At 41.9% G+C, this 18,692-nt stretch carries 10 protein-coding genes; 7 read left to right on the top strand and 3 right to left on the bottom strand.

Going from position 1 to position 18,692, the window contains the following annotated elements; genetic code table 11:
• The first annotated feature begins 55 nt into the window (after positions 1-55).
• The 5 genes from ACYIA1_RS12250 to ACYIA1_RS12230 all read left to right on the top strand — a co-directional run bounded on the left by ACYIA1_RS12250 (position 56) and on the right by ACYIA1_RS12230 (position 8,139).
• Positions 56-604 (top strand): RNA polymerase sigma factor, encoded by a 549-nt coding sequence (locus ACYIA1_RS12250; RefSeq protein ID WP_122369567.1) that lies wholly within the window; start codon positions 56-58, stop codon positions 602-604.
• Between the two features lie 265 nt (positions 605-869).
• Positions 870-1,949 carry a FecR family protein gene (locus tag ACYIA1_RS12245; protein ID WP_480335404.1) on the top strand — a complete coding sequence of 360 codons (1,080 nt, stop codon included), beginning with the start codon at positions 870-872 and terminating at the stop codon, positions 1,947-1,949.
• 134 nt (positions 1,950-2,083) lie between these two features.
• Positions 2,084-5,461 carry a SusC/RagA family TonB-linked outer membrane protein gene (locus ACYIA1_RS12240; RefSeq protein WP_122369584.1) on the top strand — a complete coding sequence of 1,126 codons (3,378 nt, stop codon included), beginning with the start codon at positions 2,084-2,086 and terminating at the stop codon, positions 5,459-5,461.
• 11 nt (positions 5,462-5,472) lie between these two features.
• Positions 5,473-7,005, top strand: a complete 1,533-nt coding sequence (locus tag ACYIA1_RS12235; protein ID WP_259011677.1) for a SusD/RagB family nutrient-binding outer membrane lipoprotein — start codon at positions 5,473-5,475, stop codon at positions 7,003-7,005.
• A gap of 90 nt (positions 7,006-7,095) precedes the next feature.
• Positions 7,096-8,139 carry an HU domain-containing protein gene (locus ACYIA1_RS12230; protein ID WP_480335401.1) on the top strand — a complete coding sequence of 348 codons (1,044 nt, stop codon included), beginning with the start codon at positions 7,096-7,098 and terminating at the stop codon, positions 8,137-8,139.
• Positions 8,140-8,171: 32 nt separating this feature from the next.
• Here ACYIA1_RS12230 and ACYIA1_RS12225 read toward each other — a convergent pair whose 3' ends face one another.
• Complete coding sequence (locus ACYIA1_RS12225) at positions 8,172-8,372, bottom strand: type II toxin-antitoxin system antitoxin (RefSeq protein WP_005854106.1); 201 nt, start codon at positions 8,370-8,372, stop codon at positions 8,172-8,174.
• A 28-nt stretch (positions 8,373-8,400) separates the two neighbouring features.
• Positions 8,401-9,351 carry an SPFH domain-containing protein gene (locus tag ACYIA1_RS12220; protein WP_057326318.1) on the bottom strand — a complete coding sequence of 317 codons (951 nt, stop codon included), beginning with the start codon at positions 9,349-9,351 and terminating at the stop codon, positions 8,401-8,403.
• Positions 9,352-9,486: 135 nt separating this feature from the next.
• On the opposite strand from ACYIA1_RS12220, the gene ACYIA1_RS12215 reads away from it, so the two are divergent.
• A complete protein-coding gene (locus tag ACYIA1_RS12215; protein ID WP_480335399.1) occupies positions 9,487-11,490 on the top strand; it encodes a tetratricopeptide repeat protein in 2,004 nt (667 codons plus the stop codon).
• A gap of 60 nt (positions 11,491-11,550) precedes the next feature.
• On the opposite strand, the gene ACYIA1_RS12210 is transcribed toward ACYIA1_RS12215, so the two are convergent.
• A complete protein-coding gene (locus ACYIA1_RS12210) occupies positions 11,551-14,841 on the bottom strand; it encodes a TonB-dependent receptor (RefSeq protein ID WP_005867207.1) in 3,291 nt (1,096 codons plus the stop codon).
• A 436-nt stretch (positions 14,842-15,277) separates the two neighbouring features.
• Here ACYIA1_RS12210 and ACYIA1_RS12205 point away from each other — a divergent pair, with 436 nt between their 5' ends.
• Positions 15,278-18,631, top strand: coding sequence for a TonB-dependent receptor (locus ACYIA1_RS12205; protein ID WP_480335397.1), 3,354 nt, complete (start codon positions 15,278-15,280; stop codon positions 18,629-18,631).
• The last annotated feature ends 61 nt before the right edge of the window (positions 18,632-18,692 follow it).

Below are 18,692 nucleotides of genomic sequence, written 5' to 3'. Positions count from 1 at the left end.
GAAATTGAATGTTTTTTGTGTATGTTTGCGGGAAATCTTCGGGAGTTTTATTTATATGGAAATATCCGATGAGAAGCTATGGGAATCGTGTCTGAAGGGAGATAAGGAAGCCTTCCGTGAGCTTTATTGCCGATTTTACGCATTGCTGCGCAATTATGGAATCAAGTTATTTCCCGACAAGAACTTGGTGGAAGATTGCGTACAGGATATTTTTATCAATTTGATTCAAAACCATACCTCCCTCTCTCCGACGGCGAATGTCAGAGGATATCTGCTTAAGGCTTTAAGACATAAGCTGTATGATACGATCGAGAAAAACAGGAAAATGGAGGATGTCTCCTTATATGAGGACGTGTTTCAAGTGGATGAGTTATTCTCCCGTATCGCATTGGATACGACAGATGCGGACGACCGGGTTAAACTTTTGATGAAAGCCTTGACAAAACTTTCTCCCCATCAGCGAGAGATCATTTATCTTTATTATGTAAATGAATTGGGGCATAATGAGATAGCTGGTATTTTAGGCATAAATTACCAATCCAGTAAAAATTTATTGTCTAGAACACTCCGTAAGTTAAGGCGGTGGTTCTCGTTGGAGCTTTAATGTATTCTTGGACTCTCTTTATGTCGCAGTATATCAAAGATATATTGTGCCAATAATTTTCACCTTGATGGCACAGTCGTGCCATCCAAGTGGCACAGCTGTGCCATCGGTGTGGCATAGTTGTGCCATCAAGGTGGCACAGCCGTGCCCTAGGGATGGCAAAAGAGGTTGTAAGAATGAAAAAAATGGCGGATTCGCTATTTTTCCCGGTAAAAAGTGAGTACCAAAACGAATTCCATCCGTAATAAGAGTAAACAGGTATCTCGTGAATAAGAAACAGGACATGGTTGAGAAGGATTCATTTCGGCAAGCCGGAGAAGATTTGTTGCGTAAAGTTCGTGAAGAGGAGCGAGTGGATTCGCGACTGGCACTTTCTTCTTGGCAGAAGCTGGAGGAACGTTTGAATGCTCCCCGTAAGACCTCTGTTTTACGTATACGCTATCTTGTTTCTTCCGTAGCGGCCGCCGTCATGTTGCTTCTTGCCGTGGGATGTTATTTTTGGATGATGGGACATGATAAATCTTCATTGCCTTTGGCCTTGTTGGAGGAAAAGAATGTTGGCGCCTTGCCGGGGGATGAGATTGTCTTGGTGAAGGATCAAGGTTGGGTTCAACTGAAAGATGAAGCTACGGTAATTTATGATACGGTAGGCAAATCAAATGTAGAGGAACACCAAATAGAAAAGAATGAGCAAGAAACTAAAATTGATGAGCCGGATCAAATAATAGTACCGAAAGGACGGCGTGCGAATATCGTATTTTCAGATGGAACTAAAATGTATATTAATGCAGAGACCCGGGTGATTTTTCCTACGGTTTTTGCTAAAGATAAGCGGGAGATATTAGTGGATGGAGAGGTCTATTTGGAAGTTGCTGCGGACCCTTCTCGCCCTTTTATTGTTAAAACGAGTACGATCGAGGTAAAAGTGCTTGGCACTCGATTCAATGTGTGTGCTTATCAGGATGAACCTGCGGCTTCCGTTGTATTAGTGGAAGGACAGGTCGAGGTGAAAAATGGCGATAATGGTAAGAATGTGCTGAGCCCTGATGATATGCTTGAGTTAAAGGGTAAAGAGATATCGATCAAAAAGGTAGATGTCTTTGAACATATTTGTTGGAAAGATAACTTGATGCTGTTAAATGATCGTAAGGTTGGAGAGGTCTTAAATCGGTTGTCTCGTTATTATGGCCGGACTATTTTATTTGGCAAAGAGATAGGTGAAATACCTATTTCAGGAAAATTGGACCTGAGAGAGAACTTGGAGGAAGTTGTTGAGATTATTTGTCAATCTCTTTTTCTACGCCAAGAGAGAGATGGGGAGAATAATATAATTTTATTAAAATAATTTGCCTATGGGAAAGGAATGATCTGTAAGCGTGTTTGCATTTACAAGAGAGCCAGAAGATACTGCCATATCTTCCGGCTCAAGAGCTTTGTTTAATCAATAATTACGTACTAAAGAAAAAACATTACAAAGGTATGAAGAAAAAAGAAGATTTCTGCCGAGGATCAAATCATTTTCTCAAAAGTCTTGGTTTAGCCTTATGTCTGGTAAGTTTTGGAGGATCTGCGATATATGCGTCTTCCCTATATGCGCAACGGACTATGCTAAGCATTCAAATGAATGATCGTACGGTAGAAGATGTATTTGAATACATTGAGAAAAACAGTGAGTTTATTTTTGTGTATCATGGTTCTAACATTGATTTGCATAGGAAAGTTAATCTGGATGTTCGGGATCAGTCTGTAGAGATAATATTAGATAAATTATTCAGCGGAACGGATATTGAGTATATTATTAATAATCGTCAAATAATCGTACGTCGAGACACGAAAAAAGAGGATTTACCGATTGCTAATCAACAGACGAAAAAGGTAAAAATAACAGGTGTCGTGAAAGATGCTCACGGGGATCCCGTGATTGGTGCGAATGTAGTAGAAAAAGGAACGACTAACGGCACTATTAGTGATCTGGACGGAAACTTTTCCTTGGATGTTTCCGCTGGGAATGTGCTAATGGTATCTTATGTCGGTTTTCAAGAAAAAGAGGTTCCTGTTGGGGATAAAAAAGTTCTCCAGATAGTGCTTGATGAAGATTCAAAAGCCTTGGAGGAAGTTGTCGTTACCGCTTTGGGTATTACTCGTTCAGAGAAAGCGTTAGGTTATGCTACACAAAAGTTCAAGGGAGATGAATTGGAGAAAGTTAAGGGCGTGAATATCGCGACGAGTTTAAGTGGTAGGATCTCGGGCATGCGAGTGTATAATTCTACGGAATTTGGGGTCGCTCCTAAGATAAAATTACGTGGAGAGGAGCCTTTGGTCGTCGTGGATGGCGTTCCTACAAATCAAGCGTTTAGTGATTTCAACCAGGATGTGATTGAGAATATTACTGTGTTGAAAGGGGCTACGGCCTCTGCGTTGTATGGTTCCCGAGGAGGTAATGGAGCGATCATGATTACCACTAAGAAAGGGGGTGATAAGGGCTTTTCTATAGAGGTAAATACCAGTAATATGTTTAATGCCGGACAGTTAAAAATACCGGAGGTGCAGACGGCTTATAGCGCCGGGTCTGGAGGTAAATTTGATAATATAGATTATGTCTGGGGCGATAAGTTGGATATTGGTCGTGTTTATACGCAATGGGATCCTATTAAGAAAGAGTATCGGGAAATGGAGTTGACTTCGAGGGGTAAGAATAATTTTAAGAATTTCTTGGAGTTTAGTATGATCAGTAATACTACGGTCAGTGTATCCTCTTCTGGTAAGAATGGAAGCATCCGCACTTCTTTGTCTTATTTGTATGATAAGAATCAATATCCGAATTCACGTAAGAATAAATTCTGGTATAATATTGGTGGAGAGCTGAAACTAGGCAATAAGGCGAGCGTGGAAGGTAGTATGAACTTTACGCAGGAATCTGCGCCGAATACGGCTGGGTATGGATATGGTACCGGATATATGTACAATATTTTATTATGGACTGGTCCGGAGTATGATCTGCGGGATTACAAGGATTATTGGCTTGTCCCAAATGAAAAGCAAAATTGGCATTATACGGATTGGTATGATAATCCTTATTTTGAGGCTTATGAGAAGATTAAGTCGATAAATAATTTTACGACGAATGGTTCATTGTCTTTTAAGTACGAGATACTCCCTTGGATGAAATTGCAATTGCGTGCGGGAGGAGTCGCTTATGCGAATAATAATGTGACTCGTTCTTCGGTGGGAACGATCTCTAAAGGCCGTGGTGGCTGGGAAGACGGAGCGCTGGGTTATTATAAAGAGGGCAAGAAGACTGGTTTTACCATGAATTATGATTTCTTCTTGCTGTTTAATAAGAAGCTGAGTGATTTTAGTGTTGACGGTTTATTGGGAGGTTCTCTTTATTATACGAAAACAAAGAATCTGGAAGCTTCCACGAAGAATGGCTTGTCTGTTCCCGGTTTTTATTCGATAAAAGCTTCCGTAGAAAGTCCGATCGTGGATGCGGAGACTAAGACGAAAAAAGTAAATAGTCTGTTCGGCACATTGACATTGGGGTATAAGGATACTTACTATCTGGAGGCTACAGGGCGTAATGACTGGTCTTCTACTTTGCCTTCAAATGATAAATCATATTTTTATCCTTCCGTGGGAGTGAGTATTATTCCTTCTAATATAATAAGCTTGCCGGATTGGATACCCTTCTGGAAATTGAGAGGATCGTGGACTGTCTCTAAAACCGATTTAGCTATTTATGATTTAGATCGGGCCTATACGATTAAACAGAATGTTTGGGATGGCTTGAATACGGCTAGTTATCCGGATTATTTGCGTGGCGACGTAAAGCCTATCACGAATCGTACATGGGAAATAGGTACGGGCATTCATTTCTTGCAAGGACATCGCTTGAAATTAGATGTGAGTTATTTCAATAAGTTGACTTATAATAATACGATCAGCCAAAGGATATCTTCCGCTACGGGATATAAATCGAGATTGATGAATATTGACGAAGAATATGTTCGTCGGGGGGTGGAGATTTCTATTGACGCTACTCCGGTGCAAGTCCGTGATTTCTCATGGGATGTGTCGTTGAATCTTTCGACGAGCAAGAGGTATTACGCTAAATTGGATGAGAGCTTCAGCCCGGATAATTTGTGGACATACGTGGGCGCTCGTACGGATTCTTATTCATATAAAGGCTATGACAAAGATCCGGATGGTAATTATATTATTAATACGAATGGCTTGATGTCTAGGAGCCAATATAGCTCTTTGATAGGTTATACGGATCCGGATTTAGAGTATGGTCTAGCAAATGTATTCAAGTATAAGAACTTTACGCTGACACTCAATTTTGATGGCCGTATTGGTGGAAAATCATGGTCGAATACGGAATTCCACATGTTGGAAACCGGCGCTCATCCGGATACGGACAATCAATGGAGATATGATGAGGTGGTGAATGGCAAGAAAAATTATGTGGGTGAAGGTGTCAAGATTGTATCAGGCGAGGTCAAATATGATCAATATGGCAGGATTACATCAGATACGCGGGTATTCGCTCCGAATGATATCGAGACTTCTTATGAGGATTTTGTAAGAAGCAGCCATAATAATCCAGATAAATTAGTTCAGAAAAAGACGTTCTTGAAATTGAGGGAAATGTCAATCGGATATAATTTGCCGAAGAAGTTTATTAGTAAGTTAAGTATGAATAGCTGTTATGTAGGCTTTATCGGACAGAACTTATTTGTGTTGACCAAAGATTTTAGATTCTCGGATCCGGATGGCTTTGAGGATATTGAGGGCGAGGATATATCTTCTCCATCTATAAGGTATGTAGGTGTAAACTTGAAAGTTGAATTTTAAAAGCTAAACGTATGAAAATGAAAAATATATTGATATGCGGACTGGTTTTGTTGGGTATGATTGGATGTGATGATTTCGAAAGCGTAAATACAAATCCCGACTCAACTAACAAAGTAACATCTGCGATGTTGGCAACAGAACTGTTACGTGATATTACCACTTATAAAAATGGGAATGGAAAGGATTTTATCCGGGATGAATTGTTAGCTAAGTATTTGTCGTGGACAGAGGCTAATGATATAGATCTGGCATTCAATTTGTTGGGTGGAGCGAATTATGATGCTTTGAGAGATTTGCGGAATGCCTCGAAGATGATTGATTTTGCGACGAATGATGAGTTGAAAAACTCCTATACGGCATTGTCTCATTTCGTACGGGTTTTCTTTTTCTTCAATTTGACAATGCAAGTGGGGGACATACCTTATTCTGAAGCTTTAAGAGCTGAGGATGAAGAGGTGTATTTCCCGAAATATGACTCTCAAAAAGATGTTTTTCTCGGGTTATTGAATGAATTGGATGAGGCGGACCGTCTCTTTAGTGCTGGCACTAATTTTGAGGGTGATTATATTTATGGAGGGGATGTGACGAAATGGCGTAAGGCTGTGAATGTTATGCAATTGAAGTTGCTTCTTAATCTGTATAAAAAGGTCGATGATCCGGATTTAAAGGTTCGGGAAAGAATCAATGAGATTATCAATAGCAGACCTGTTTTTGAGTCGATTGCGGATAATTTCCAAGTTGTGTACTCTAATAAGGCTGGACAGAAATATCCTTATTTTAAGGAAATTAATAGTTTTGTGAATAATGACAGGATGACTAATCTTTTTGTTGATAAATTGAAAGCCTTGAAAGATTATCGTTTATTTTATTATGCGAAACCGACACCGAGCTCAGAAGAGGCCAAGTTGGATCCCTCGGAATGGGATGCTTATGGTGGAGTGGACCCGACCTTACCGCAGTCTGAGATCTTGACTTTTGTGAGTGGGGGAACTGTTTCTCAAATAAATGATCGCTACGAGGAACTGCCGGAGGGCGAGCCTGTATTTTTCTTGAGTTATCAAGAACAAAATTTTATACTGGCTGAGATGGCTCTGAGAGGTTTTATCTCAAAAAGTCCCAAAGAGTATTATGAGGAAGGCGTTCGTTCTTCAATGCGGTTTGTGGCGGATAATACACCCGATGATGTTATGTTCCATCATAATCGAAAAATAACAGATGCCTATATTCAAGAATATCTCGGAAACCAAGGCGTTAAATTCGCTAGTGATTTTCAAGAACAGTTGAGTCAGATTATTTGGCAAAAGTACATATTGACGTTTCTTCAAACACCTTACAATGCTTTCTTTGAATATCGTAGGACAGGTGTACCGAATATTCCGATAAATCCGAAATCGAATAGGAATATACCTTCTGATAAAATGCCGTTAAGATGGATGTATCCATCGGAAGAGTTGGATTACAATATGGATAATGTCTCAAAATCAATTAGCGACCAGTATGGAGGGTCGGATGACTATATGGGTGTCATGTGGATTTTGAAATGAGAATGTCATGCATATAATTTTCCGGGTCATTTCAAAGGAAAAAAGTGCTCTTTTTTTGTTATTTCTATAAAGATATTTACCTTTGTCTCTATGTTAAGGATAATAACACATATTGAACGCTTATTGCTGACGCATGATTGTGTGATCTTGCCGAAGTTTGGTGGTTTCGTGCTGCAAATCTTGCCGGCGACGTATGAGGAAGAGGAACATTCGTTTCGGCCGATGCGTAAAGAGGTTATGTTCAATGTAACGCTACAGCATACAGACGGCTTGCTTTCCGAGTCGTATATGCAGACGTATGGCGTTGATTACCGGAAAGCTCAATTGATGTTGGAAGAGGATATCGAGGCTTTGAATGTTTCTTTGGAACAAGACAAGCGGATAACATTGGGGCGAATCGGGACTTTCTCTATAGGAGAGGAAGGGCAGACCATTTTTACGCCGGGCGATTCTGGGGTATTCAATGCGGATTCGTATGGTTTATCATCATTTCATTTTCCGGTTTTGCGATCATTGGAGGAGGAGCGGGAAGAGGTTACTTTACTTGCGGGTAAGAAAAAGAAAGATGTGTTCTATATCCCGGTTAGTCGTAAGTTGATCCGGGTTGTCGCGGCATCAGCTGCTGCTGTCGCATTATTCTTTGTGGTTTCGACTCCGGTGAAAGAAGTAAACCTGTCCGCTTATACAGCTAGTTTTGTTCCTACGGAGATGATAAATTATAGGTTTGAGGAACCTATTTCTCAGCCGGAGGAAATTCAAATATCTCAAGTGGGCGAGATGGTAGCGGAGGTAACTCCCAAAATAGAAGCGACTAAGGAGACTGAGATTGCCAAAGCGCCTTCTGCCCCTGAGGTAAGGAAAGAAGTCGCTGTCCCCGCTCCGAAAGCGGAACTCGTGGCGACGAAAAAGATGTATCATATCGTAATAGCGAGTTTCCCGACAGAGGAGCAGGCGAATGAGTATATATCCGGTGTAGACCGCACGCAATGTAAGAATGTAAGCAAGGTGGTTCGTGATGGTAAATATCGTATTTATGCGGATAAGTTTAATAACCGGGCGGATGCCGAGAGCTACATGGCGACACTTCGAAAAATAGAAAAGTATAAAGATGCTTGGCTGTTCATTAGCCGTTAATAAAAAAGCCTGATCGAAAGATCAGGCTTTTTTTATGACTTGTCGTCGTTTTGTGGCCGGGGCAGTCTTTTCTTCTTCAACCGTCCTGCCTTTCGTAAGGCTTGGTCCAGAATGTACTGGATTTGGCCATTGGTGCTGCGAAATTCGTCCGCAGCCCAAGCTTCGATAGCTTCCATCATATCAGCGTCCACCCGAAGGATGAAGCTTTTGACAGTATTATCTTTTTTGGCCATATACTAGTATTAATATTAAATTCTTACATTAATGATGTAGGGTCCCGGTATTTACGACAGGTTGCGCTGCCTCGTCAGCGCAAAGGACTACCAACAGGTTGCTAACCATCGCAGCCTTCCGTTCCTCATCCAATTCCACAACATTGTCTTGATCCAGTTTGTTCAAGGCGAGTCGAACCATGCTGACCGCTCCCTCCACGATCCGTTCTCTTGCGGCGATAATGGCTTCCGCTTGCTGGCGGCGTAACATGACTCCGGCGATCTCGGAAGCATACGCTAAGTAATTGATACGAGCTTCCAATACCTCAATGCCTGCTATCGCCAAACGGCTGTTTAATTCCTCCTCCAGTTTTTGAGCGACCTCCCCGTCATCGGATCGTAAGGTGACGGGATCTTTGCTCTCGTTATAATCATAGGCATACATGCCAGCTATCTTACGGATGGCGGCGTCACTTTGTATCTGCACGAAATTCTCATAATTCTGCATTCGTTGGGATAATTCAGAGGATTCTCCCAGTGATATGAATGATTTATTCGAGGAGATACTAATGGACGAAGAATCGATGTCGAACATCGCTTTATAAGTATCCTTGACTTTCCATACCATCACGGCCCCGATCATAACCGGATTACCGACCTTATCGTTAACCTTGATAGGAGGGACATCTAAGTTACGGGCACGTAACGTGATTTTCTTTTTGCTGTAAAGTGGATTGACCCAGAAAAATCCGTTATCAGTAATTGTCCCTTTATATTTTCCGAAAAAGAGCATTACTCGGGCATTGTTGGGCTCGATTTCCATGAATCCCAATAAACAAACCACTAACAGGCAGAGTCCGACGATGCCGGTGATTACGCTCCAAGTCTCGTTGGTGCCTGCGATTAAATAGCAGCAGAGACCCGATAGAGCTAATAGGAGAAAAAGGGCAATAAACCCCGAGATTCTCAGTCCGTTGAATGTCTTTTCGGTTGCTTTCATGATGATTTGTTTTTGATATTAATTTGATATCACAAAATAAGTGATTTTTATGGAGACTGCCAAATATTTTGAGGGATATTATTAGAGTGATCTGTAAATATTTTCATAGCTTTGTCTCATCTAAAAATTATATACTTGGACTTTCAGTTAGACACGAACAATAAGGAGTTTCAGGATGCCTTGCAACTGATCACCCACACTCGCCAGTCTGTTTTCCTGACAGGGAAAGCAGGGACCGGCAAGTCTACTTTTTTGAAGTATATTTGCAATCATACGAAGAAAAAGTATGTGGTGCTGGCTCCTACCGGAATAGCGGCCATAAATGCGGGCGGCGTTACCTTGCATTCCTTTTTCAAGCTCCCTTTTCGGCCGATGTTGCCGGATGATCCGGATTTAAGTTTGTCTCATGGTCGTATCTTTGAGTTTTTTAAGTATCCGAAGGAGAAACGGAAAATTATCGCGGAGGTCGATTTGATCATCATTGACGAGATATCGATGGTGAGGGCGGATATTATTGATTGTGTAGATCGTATCTTGAGGGTCTATTCCGGTAATATGCGATTGCCTTTTGGCGGAAAGCAGCTATTGTTCGTGGGAGATGTCTTCCAGTTGGAACCGGTTGTTCCGTCGGATCAAAAAGAGATATTGAGTTTGTTCTATGCGAGCCCTTTCTTTTTCTCGGCTCGTGTGTTCAAGGACATTAATTTAGTGCCGATCGAGTTGCAAAAAGTGTATCGCCAGACCGATTCTGTTTTTATCAATATATTGGATCGGATTCGTAATAATGCCGCTAGAAAACAGGAGTTGGATACGTTGAACGGTCGTTATTTTCCGTCTTTCGAGCCTCAGAATGAGGATATGTATATCACGTTGGCCACTCGCCGGGATCAGGTTGATTTTATCAATGAGAAGAAGTTGGCCGAGCTTCCCGGAGAAGAGTACGTCTCCGTGGGAAAGATCGAGGGGGATTTTCCGGAATCCTCACTACCTACCCAGCTGAATTTATCCATCAAGGAACAGGCGCAGGTTATTTTTATCGATAATGATTATGAGCGTCGTTGGGTGAACGGGACGATCGGTATGGTATCGGGTATCGATGAGAATGGAAATGTTTATGTCTTGATGGAGAGCGGTGTAGAACATTTGGTCGAACCTACCTCATGGCGAAATTATAAATACAAATATAACGAGAAAGAGAAACGGATCGAGGAAGAGATTGTCGGTACGTTCGAACAATTGCCGATTCGTTTGGCTTGGGCGATCACGGTGCATAAGAGTCAAGGCTTGACTTTTAGCCGGGTGGTAGTTGATTTGACCGGAGGGGTATTCGCCGGGGGACAAACCTATGTGGCGTTGAGTCGTTGTACTTCATTGGAAGGATTGGTGCTAAAAAGCAAGATCTCTTCCCGGGATATCTTTATCCGGAAAGAGATCGTAGAATTCAGCCAAATATTCAATAACCAAGCATTAATAGAGAAAAGTATCAAAGAGAGCGAGGCGGAATTGCAATATGGTCGGGCGGCTCAGGGTTTTCGGCAGGGTAATATGAAAGAGGCGGTCGAGGCTTTTGCCGCCGCCGTATCTAAACGGAATGAATTGGATAATCCGATGGTACAACGGCTGCTTCGTTTGAAATTGCAAGCCTTGAATAGTCAAAAGGCACAGATTAAGGCTCTGAGGGAAGAATTGCATTCGCTTCGTGAGACCCAGAAAGAGTATGCGCATGAATATTACTTGATGGGCAACGAGTGCATAACGAAGGCCCATGACGCAAATGCCGCTATCCGTTGTTTTGATAAGGCCTTGAATTTGAATCCGAATTATGTGGAAGCTTGGGTACGCAAAGGGGTTACTTTATTGGATATAGGTGAGGACTATGACGCTCAGGTTTGTTTAAACAAGGCGATAAAATTAAGCCCGAAGTCTTTTAAGGCTCGCTATAACCGTGGAAAATGCCTATTGAAACTCAAATATTACGATGAAGCTATTCTGGATTTCCAGCAGGCGATAAGCATCAAACCTAAACATGCGGCTTCCCACGAATATCTAGCGGAAGGGTTCCGGGCGATAGGAGAGGACGAATTAGCCCAGCAGCATCAAGATATTGCGGATGCCTTGCGAGGGGGAGAGGATATATGATGAAATAGAAAAGGCGAGAAAATTTATTTCCCGCCTTTTTTATGGAGTTATATCTCTTGATTAATTAAAGATGTAACGGATACCAACCTGCATTTTCCAGCATTCAGTATAGATACGGTTATAAGAATAAGTCTCAGTCGGATATTCACCATTGATCTTATACATGGAGAAAATTGGAGTCTTGTTATCATCCATGCCTTCATATTTCAAGATACGGCAACCGTTGGAAGAAGATGCGTTCTTCATTACACCCCATTTCGAGTTGATCATATTACCGATATTCATGAAATCAAGGCTCAATTGGAAATGATGTTCGGTTTTACCTGCCTTGAATGAGAAATCTTCCGTAATACGAAGGTCGAAACGATGTACCCAAGGTGCACGTGCGGCATAAGCCTCAGCGTATTCTCCCTTGTGATTCTTTAAATAAGAATCTTGGTCTACGAAGTTCCAGAAAGCGGTTCTATCTGCTTCATTCTTGAATTTGATTTCACTATCATCTTTCGGGATATACATCATATCATTATTGATACCGTCACCATTCATATCATTCGTATAAGCGAAGCTATATCCGGAAGCGGAATAACCGGAATAGAACAGATTTAAGCTTGTTTTTCTGAGCAGACCTTTATGGCGGAAGGGTAGATTGTAATTGACCGCTGCGATTACCTTGTCGGGCACTACATACCGTGAACGTTGTACGGTCGCGAAATTCGGTCCGTCTATCGTTAACATTCCCTGCCATGTAGATACAGGGTCGCTACCCGGAAGACCGGAAATTTCTTTGGATTCCGTGTGCGTATAAGCCAACATCATGTTCAAATCCTCTACGGGTTGAGCGTTAACCGTAACATTGGCGGTATAACCATGTCCTTTGGATGTGTTAGTTAATACAACCGCATTCTTACCGGATACATACGTATAATCAGATGGATAAATCAAACGGTTATCCGCTCCGTTAAAATGTTCCCAATTTGACGGGTCCTTGATGTTGATATTCTCAAGGGTTACGGCATTGATGTTCTTGTTATAGATGAACTCGCCGGTTACGGATAATGGGAAGGAAGTAGGGAGCTGATAATCTACAGCCAAGGAGGTTTTCCATATTTGTGGCATCTTGAAGTTGTCCTTTACGCCAGAGATCTTAGAACCGGCAACCGGATTCTCTATCGTGGTAGGAAGGCCGAATTTCTTGATCGCATCATCTACATTCGTAATCATGCCGCCAGCCAATTGATCCAGACGGGAATCATGACTTACCGCAATTCCATTCTCATATTTTGTGCCGAATACTACGGCATTTTGTACCATATTCGAGTTTGTCGGCATATTCGTAAAGAATACCAAGGGTAAACGTCCGGTAAATATACCTGTACCACCACGTACTTTTAAGGAATTATCCTTGAACACATCCCAAACGAAACCTACACGAGGGGATATTTGCATTCTAGACTTAGGCCATTTGCCGGTGTCGATATGTTTGCCTCCGAAATCAAGATCGTAGATTGCGTCGTTTCTTTGAAGATCGCTATTGTCGAAAATTAAATCATCGAAACGTATACCATAAGTTAACTTCACGTTCGGGCGAATGTTCCACTCATCCTGTGCGTAGAATCCGATCTGGTTAAAAGTAACCTGAGCTTTCGGGTCGGAAACACCGTTGTAACCGTATGTCCATGCGAACGTTTCAGGAGCGGCACCGTTCAAGAAATCATCTAAGCTGCTGTAACGATAATATCCCGTGCCGTTGCGCATATAAGCATTGCTAGCAAGTTGGTGCTCGAAACTGATACCAGCTGTGATCTTATGGTCGCCGGCAAAGTAAGTGAAGTTATCGATAACACTTGTGATCTTGTTCTTCACGCCGTTGTTGTAAGTAAATAATTCATATCCGGCACTCATATAAGGCTCCATAATTTGGTTACCTTCCGCATCTTTACCTGCCAAGATATCAATGAAGGGGAAAGGGGAAGAGTTGGTTCCGCGCATATCCTCGATATCCGTATAAGTGAAAAGTAACTGATTGGAAATCTTATCAGAGAAGCGACTGTTCAAATCAGCGGATACGGAAGACACTTTATTGTCTTGGGAATACATGCTGTTAGCAAAAGACATGGATTGGTAACCTACACGGCTTGTATTATACAGACGAGAGCCGGAACCACCATCCATAGAGTTAGCGTTGGGAGCGTTCCATGCGGTATTCTTTGTATAGTTGTACCGTACGCTCAATTTATGGCCATTCGTGATATTCCAGTCGATACGACCTAGCAATTTCAAATTCTTTTCGTCTGCGGGGAAGTTCGTGGCTGATCCTGTATCATAACCATATTTATCTCTTAAGAAATCGGATACCTTTTGCATGTCGGAGAGTGTAGTGCGAGATATGTAGTTATTCTCGTCTGGTTGCTCTCCTTCGGTACGAGCTCTCCATTTGATCACTTGTTGTGGTTGTTTTTCCACTTCTACATTGGCGAAGAAGAATAATTTATTCTTGATGATCGGACCGCCGAACGTAGCTCCGTAAATCGTTTTGGATTCCTTAGCACGTGCGCCCAAGTCTTCTCCATCGATTGAGTTTCCTCGCATATTCTGGTTCTGGAAGTAAGTGTAAGCGGAACCTTTGAATGTGTTTGTACCGGATTTGGTGATAGCGTTGATACCGCCACCAATGAAGTTTGTCTGGCGGACATCGAACGGGGCGATTACCACTTGTACTTCCTCGATAGCGTCCATAGAGATCGGGTTACCGCCTCCGGGAAGATTATCCGAAAGGCCGAAGTTGTTATTAAAGTTCGCTCCATCTACCGTAAAGTTCGTGGAACGGCCATCGCCACCGGCAAAACTCATGTCGGAGGCATAAGGAGAAAGGCGTGCGATATCGGAGATACTACGGTTAATGGTGGGTAAAGAGGTGATCTGTGACGAGGAGATATTGGTTGTCGCACCCGTCTTTTCCGTATTGAACTTCGTTTTCGCCGCTGTGATTACGATCTCGTCCAAGGTCTCGGAAGATTCTTTCAACTTAACATTCAAGTTGTAGTTCTCTCCCAATTGCAGGGTAATGCCGGAATAAACGGCAGATTGATAACCAACGTAAGAGATCGTAACTTTGTATGGACCTCCTGTACGCATACCTTGTAAGGAAAAGCGTCCGTCAACGTTCGTGATCGTACCATAATTTGTCCCAGAAGGTTCGTGAACCGCCAAAACGGTCGCACCAATAACGGGTTCATCTTGAAACATAACTGTTCCACTCATACTGGCTGTTGTTACCTGCGCTTGTGTCGGGATGACAAACAAGAAACTCAGTACAGCTAAAAGGAATAGCGTCTGTAAATGTCTGCTCATAATTTAAAATAGTTAATGTAATAAAAACTTTCGCAAAGTTATGGGTTATTTTTTAATATCATTGTATGTTTCTTATTTAATACTTGTTTCATATTCATGAAGTTGCTGTGACGGAGCGGAATTGAGTAATGTCCTTATTCGGAGATGGATGGCTTGTATTGGCAAAACAAGAGGGTTCTTTATGAAATTTTTAATTTGATGATTCTTAACTAACATTCCCTGTTGGGCGGTGATTTAAAAGAATTATAGACGCTTTTCCTGCATATTGTTGGATTATGGATGTGGTTGGTTGAAAATAATAATCTGGAGATCTGTGTGAGGAATGTTAATGCTATGAATATTATATATAGTTTGTGACAAAAAGAGATATCTAATCCCTATCTTTGCAGCGATATACAAAAATGTTATAATTATTTTAAATATAAATACTTCTTGTATGAGGAAAACTTATCTACTTTTAACGTTACTTTTGTTGTGCGTGGGAATATCCATACATGCTCAGGTGACGACGGCGAGTATGAGTGGTAAAGTCACGGATACATCATCGGAAGCGATGATCGGAGTGAATATCAAGGCTACGCATACGCCAACGGGTACCGAATACTACACGATTACCCAGCCGAATGGTTCTTATTCTTTTAACAACCTTCGTATCGGAGGCCCTTATGTGGTAGAGTTCTCTTATATTGGATACAATACGGAGAGCCGGACAGGAATAAACTTGGTTTTGGGTGAGGATCTGAAACTGAATGTAGTAATGCGGGAAGATACCCAAGCTCTCGACGAGGTAGTCGTGGTTGCGGATAAGAACCCCATTATTTCAGGAAGTCGTACAGGTGCGCAGGAAATCATCACTCGTGAGAAGATGGATAAGCTGCCTACGATTAACCGTTCTTTGGACGATTTCGTGAAATTAACTCCGATGAGTAGCGGTAAGAATTTTGGCGGTGTCTCTTACCGTTTTAATAATGTAACGGTGGACGGTGCTTCCTTTAATAACTCGTTTGGTCTGGCTTCTGCTCTTGGAGCTTCCGGTACGGAACCGATTTCTTTGGAGGCGCTCGAGCAGGTACAGGTGATGATCGCTCCTTTTGATGTTCGAAATGGAGGATTTACGGGTGCGGGTATTAACTCCGTAACGAAATCCGGTTCGAATGAGTTTCATGCTTCTGTATATATGTACACGAAGAGTCCGTCAATGATGGGATATCGTGTGAAGGATGAGACGATTGGTGTTTCTGAGTTCTCTAACCACCAATACGGTATCAGCTTATCCGGCCCGATCATTAAGAATAAATTATTCTTTTTCATCAATGGTGAGATGGATCGTCAGGAGGAACCGATTTCTTATACGACCGCTAATTCCGCGGCGGATGCGACAGTCTTGCAGGGTTTATCTGATTTCTTAGGTGATGAGCTTGGGTATAATCCGGGTAAATTCGACGTGAATAAGACAAATACTCAAGCGGATCGAATCACGGCTCGTTTAGACTGGAATATCAACTCAAATAATGTGTTGAGCTTAAAATATTATTATTTGAAATCGTTTAATACGAATAACCCTTCTACTTCTGGTGCGCCGAATAACGGACGTGGACCGAATGCGTTCGCTATTCCGTTCTCTTCTTCTTTCTACCGGACGAATAATAACTTCAATATTTGGATGGCCGACTTGAATACGACCATTAATGACCGTATGTCTAACTATTTGAAGATCGGTTATTCCCGTTTGCGTGATTATCGCGATATGGATGGCGGTTACTTCCCGCAAGTGGATATCTTGGATGGTGGCAACAATGCTTATACAACTTTCGGAACCGAGGCAAACTCCTATAATAACCAGTTGAACACTGATATCTGGCAGATACAGGATAACTTCTTGATGAATTTTGGCAAACATCAGATTACGGTTGGAACGCAAAGTGACTATCGTGCCTTTAAGAATGGTTTCGCTCAAAACTATCCGGGTTCTTGGGTGTTTAATTCTGTCGATGATTTCAAGTTCAACGTATTGGCTACAAAACAATACATGGCCGCTCATAACGGAAGTGTACAAGGATTTGATATCCGTGAGTTTAATCCGAAAGATTTTGGATTTGGTTCCAATGTGACGGGTATTACGAACTCTTCTTCTACGGGGTATCAATACTATGCGCAAAGATATTCGATGACGGATGATTTTCCATTCGCCGAGATAAATGTATTCCAGTTAGGTTTGTATGCCCAAGATAAGTGGACGGTAAGTGATAAATTGAACTTGACGTTAGGTTTACGTATCGATGTTCCGTTCTTTATGACTGATTTGCAGTCGAATGATAAAGTCGCCGCCGAGACCTATCGGGATGGCATCAAGATCGATGTTTCTAAATATCCGAACGCCAAACCTCAGTTTTCTCCTCGATTCGGTTTTAACTACAAACCGTTTGACGATGAGAATGGAAGCTTACAGATACGTGGTGGTACGGGACTCTTCACGGGTACTCCTCCTTATGTATGGATCAGTAATCAAGCTGGCAACAATGGTGTTTTGTTTGGTGACCTAAATGTTCGGGCGGTAAAGGATAAAAATGACAATATCATTAGCGACGGCAGACCTTCACTAGGTTTCACCGGAAATATGGATACTTATAAACCGGCTGAAGGTAGCGCTACACGTTCGGATATAGCGATTACGGATCCGGACTTTAAATATCCGGGCTTATGGAAAAGTAATATCGCTGCTGATTATAAGTTTGGTGATGGTTGGGTCGCTACCGTAGAGTTGCTGTATTCAAAAGACATTAACGCTATTTATCATGACAATATCGGATTGTATCGGACCGAGCAATTTGTAAATGACGGTGGAGCGGGTAATGCACGTCCATATTATAATGGCTATTATAGCGATAGAGAAGGAAATCAAAAGGCTGCGAATCATGTCGTGATGCTGCGTAATACCAGCAAAGGACATTCGCTTTATACGACCTTCCAGTTGCAGAAAAACTTTGTTGATGGAATCCTGAAGGGATTGTATTTGAATGGATCTTACTCTTTCGGGCAGTCTAGAGGTGTAACAGACGGAACATCGTCTGTGGCGACTTCCGCTTGGAAGTACCGTGCGGCCTTGGACGGAAATGCGGAAGAAGTAGGTTATACGGCAGGTTCTTTTGATGGTCGTTTGTTATTGTCCGCTTCTTATACGGCTAACTGGAGTAAATATGCGGCAACAAGTTTTGGTTTGATTTATCAGCGTTATCGTCCGTTCCGTTATTCTTATTGTTATAATGGTGATGCGAATGGCGATTCTCAGTTCTCCAATGACTTGATGTATATCCCTGCGAATTTTGACGAGGTAAAAGATCATTTGTTACCGGGCGATTTCGATAGCCAAGAAGATGCATGGAAAGCGATGAATGCCTTTATCGAGCAAGATCCTTATTTGAGCAAACATAGAGGTGAGTATGCCGAACGTAACGGTGCTGTCGCTCCATTTGCGAATCAATTGGATTTGAGCGTTTCTCATGATATAAAGATTTACCAGAAGAATGGTCGCTCACATACTTTGCGCTTTAGTTTCAATATCGCTAACTTCTTGAATTTGTTGAATCGTAATTGGGGTGTGGTACAAACAACCGTTTTGGGTAATCAGCAATATCAGTTCTTGACGATCCCGAAAGGACAAGGCCCGAGTGCGGCGAACAACTATACGTTGAAGTATACGATGGCGAAAGATTTGGACGAAACCTTCAAGGATAATTTGAACGATGTGTCTCGTTGGCAGATGCAATTCGGTATCAAGTATATCTTCTAAAAGAAAAATCTTTCATTAGATAAAATTTAATAATTAGAAGAGGTTCACTATCTTTGTGGAC

It is taken from the genome of Parabacteroides sp. KHUB-02, from assembly GCF_056640955.1.
The sequence above is the reverse complement of the archived record's forward strand: the minus strand, read 5'-3'. Positions and strand labels throughout refer to the sequence as shown.

Excerpts from the sequence above, each read along its gene's own strand:
- ACYIA1_RS12210 (WP_005867207.1), bottom strand. The coding sequence starts at position 14,841 with ATGAGCAGACATTTACAGACGCTATTCCTTTTAGCTGTACTGAGTTTC.
- ACYIA1_RS12240 (WP_122369584.1), top strand. The coding sequence starts at position 2,084 with ATGAAGAAAAAAGAAGATTTCTGCCGAGGATCAAATCATTTTCTCAAA.
- ACYIA1_RS12230 (WP_480335401.1), top strand. The coding sequence starts at position 7,096 with ATGTTAAGGATAATAACACATATTGAACGCTTATTGCTGACGCATGAT.
- ACYIA1_RS12225 (WP_005854106.1), bottom strand. The coding sequence starts at position 8,372 with ATGGCCAAAAAAGATAATACTGTCAAAAGCTTCATCCTTCGGGTGGAC.
- ACYIA1_RS12220 (WP_057326318.1), bottom strand. The coding sequence starts at position 9,351 with ATGAAAGCAACCGAAAAGACATTCAACGGACTGAGAATCTCGGGGTTT.
- ACYIA1_RS12235 (WP_259011677.1), top strand. The coding sequence starts at position 5,473 with ATGAAAATGAAAAATATATTGATATGCGGACTGGTTTTGTTGGGTATG.
- ACYIA1_RS12250 (WP_122369567.1), top strand. The coding sequence starts at position 56 with ATGGAAATATCCGATGAGAAGCTATGGGAATCGTGTCTGAAGGGAGAT.
- ACYIA1_RS12205 (WP_480335397.1), top strand. The coding sequence starts at position 15,278 with ATGAGGAAAACTTATCTACTTTTAACGTTACTTTTGTTGTGCGTGGGA.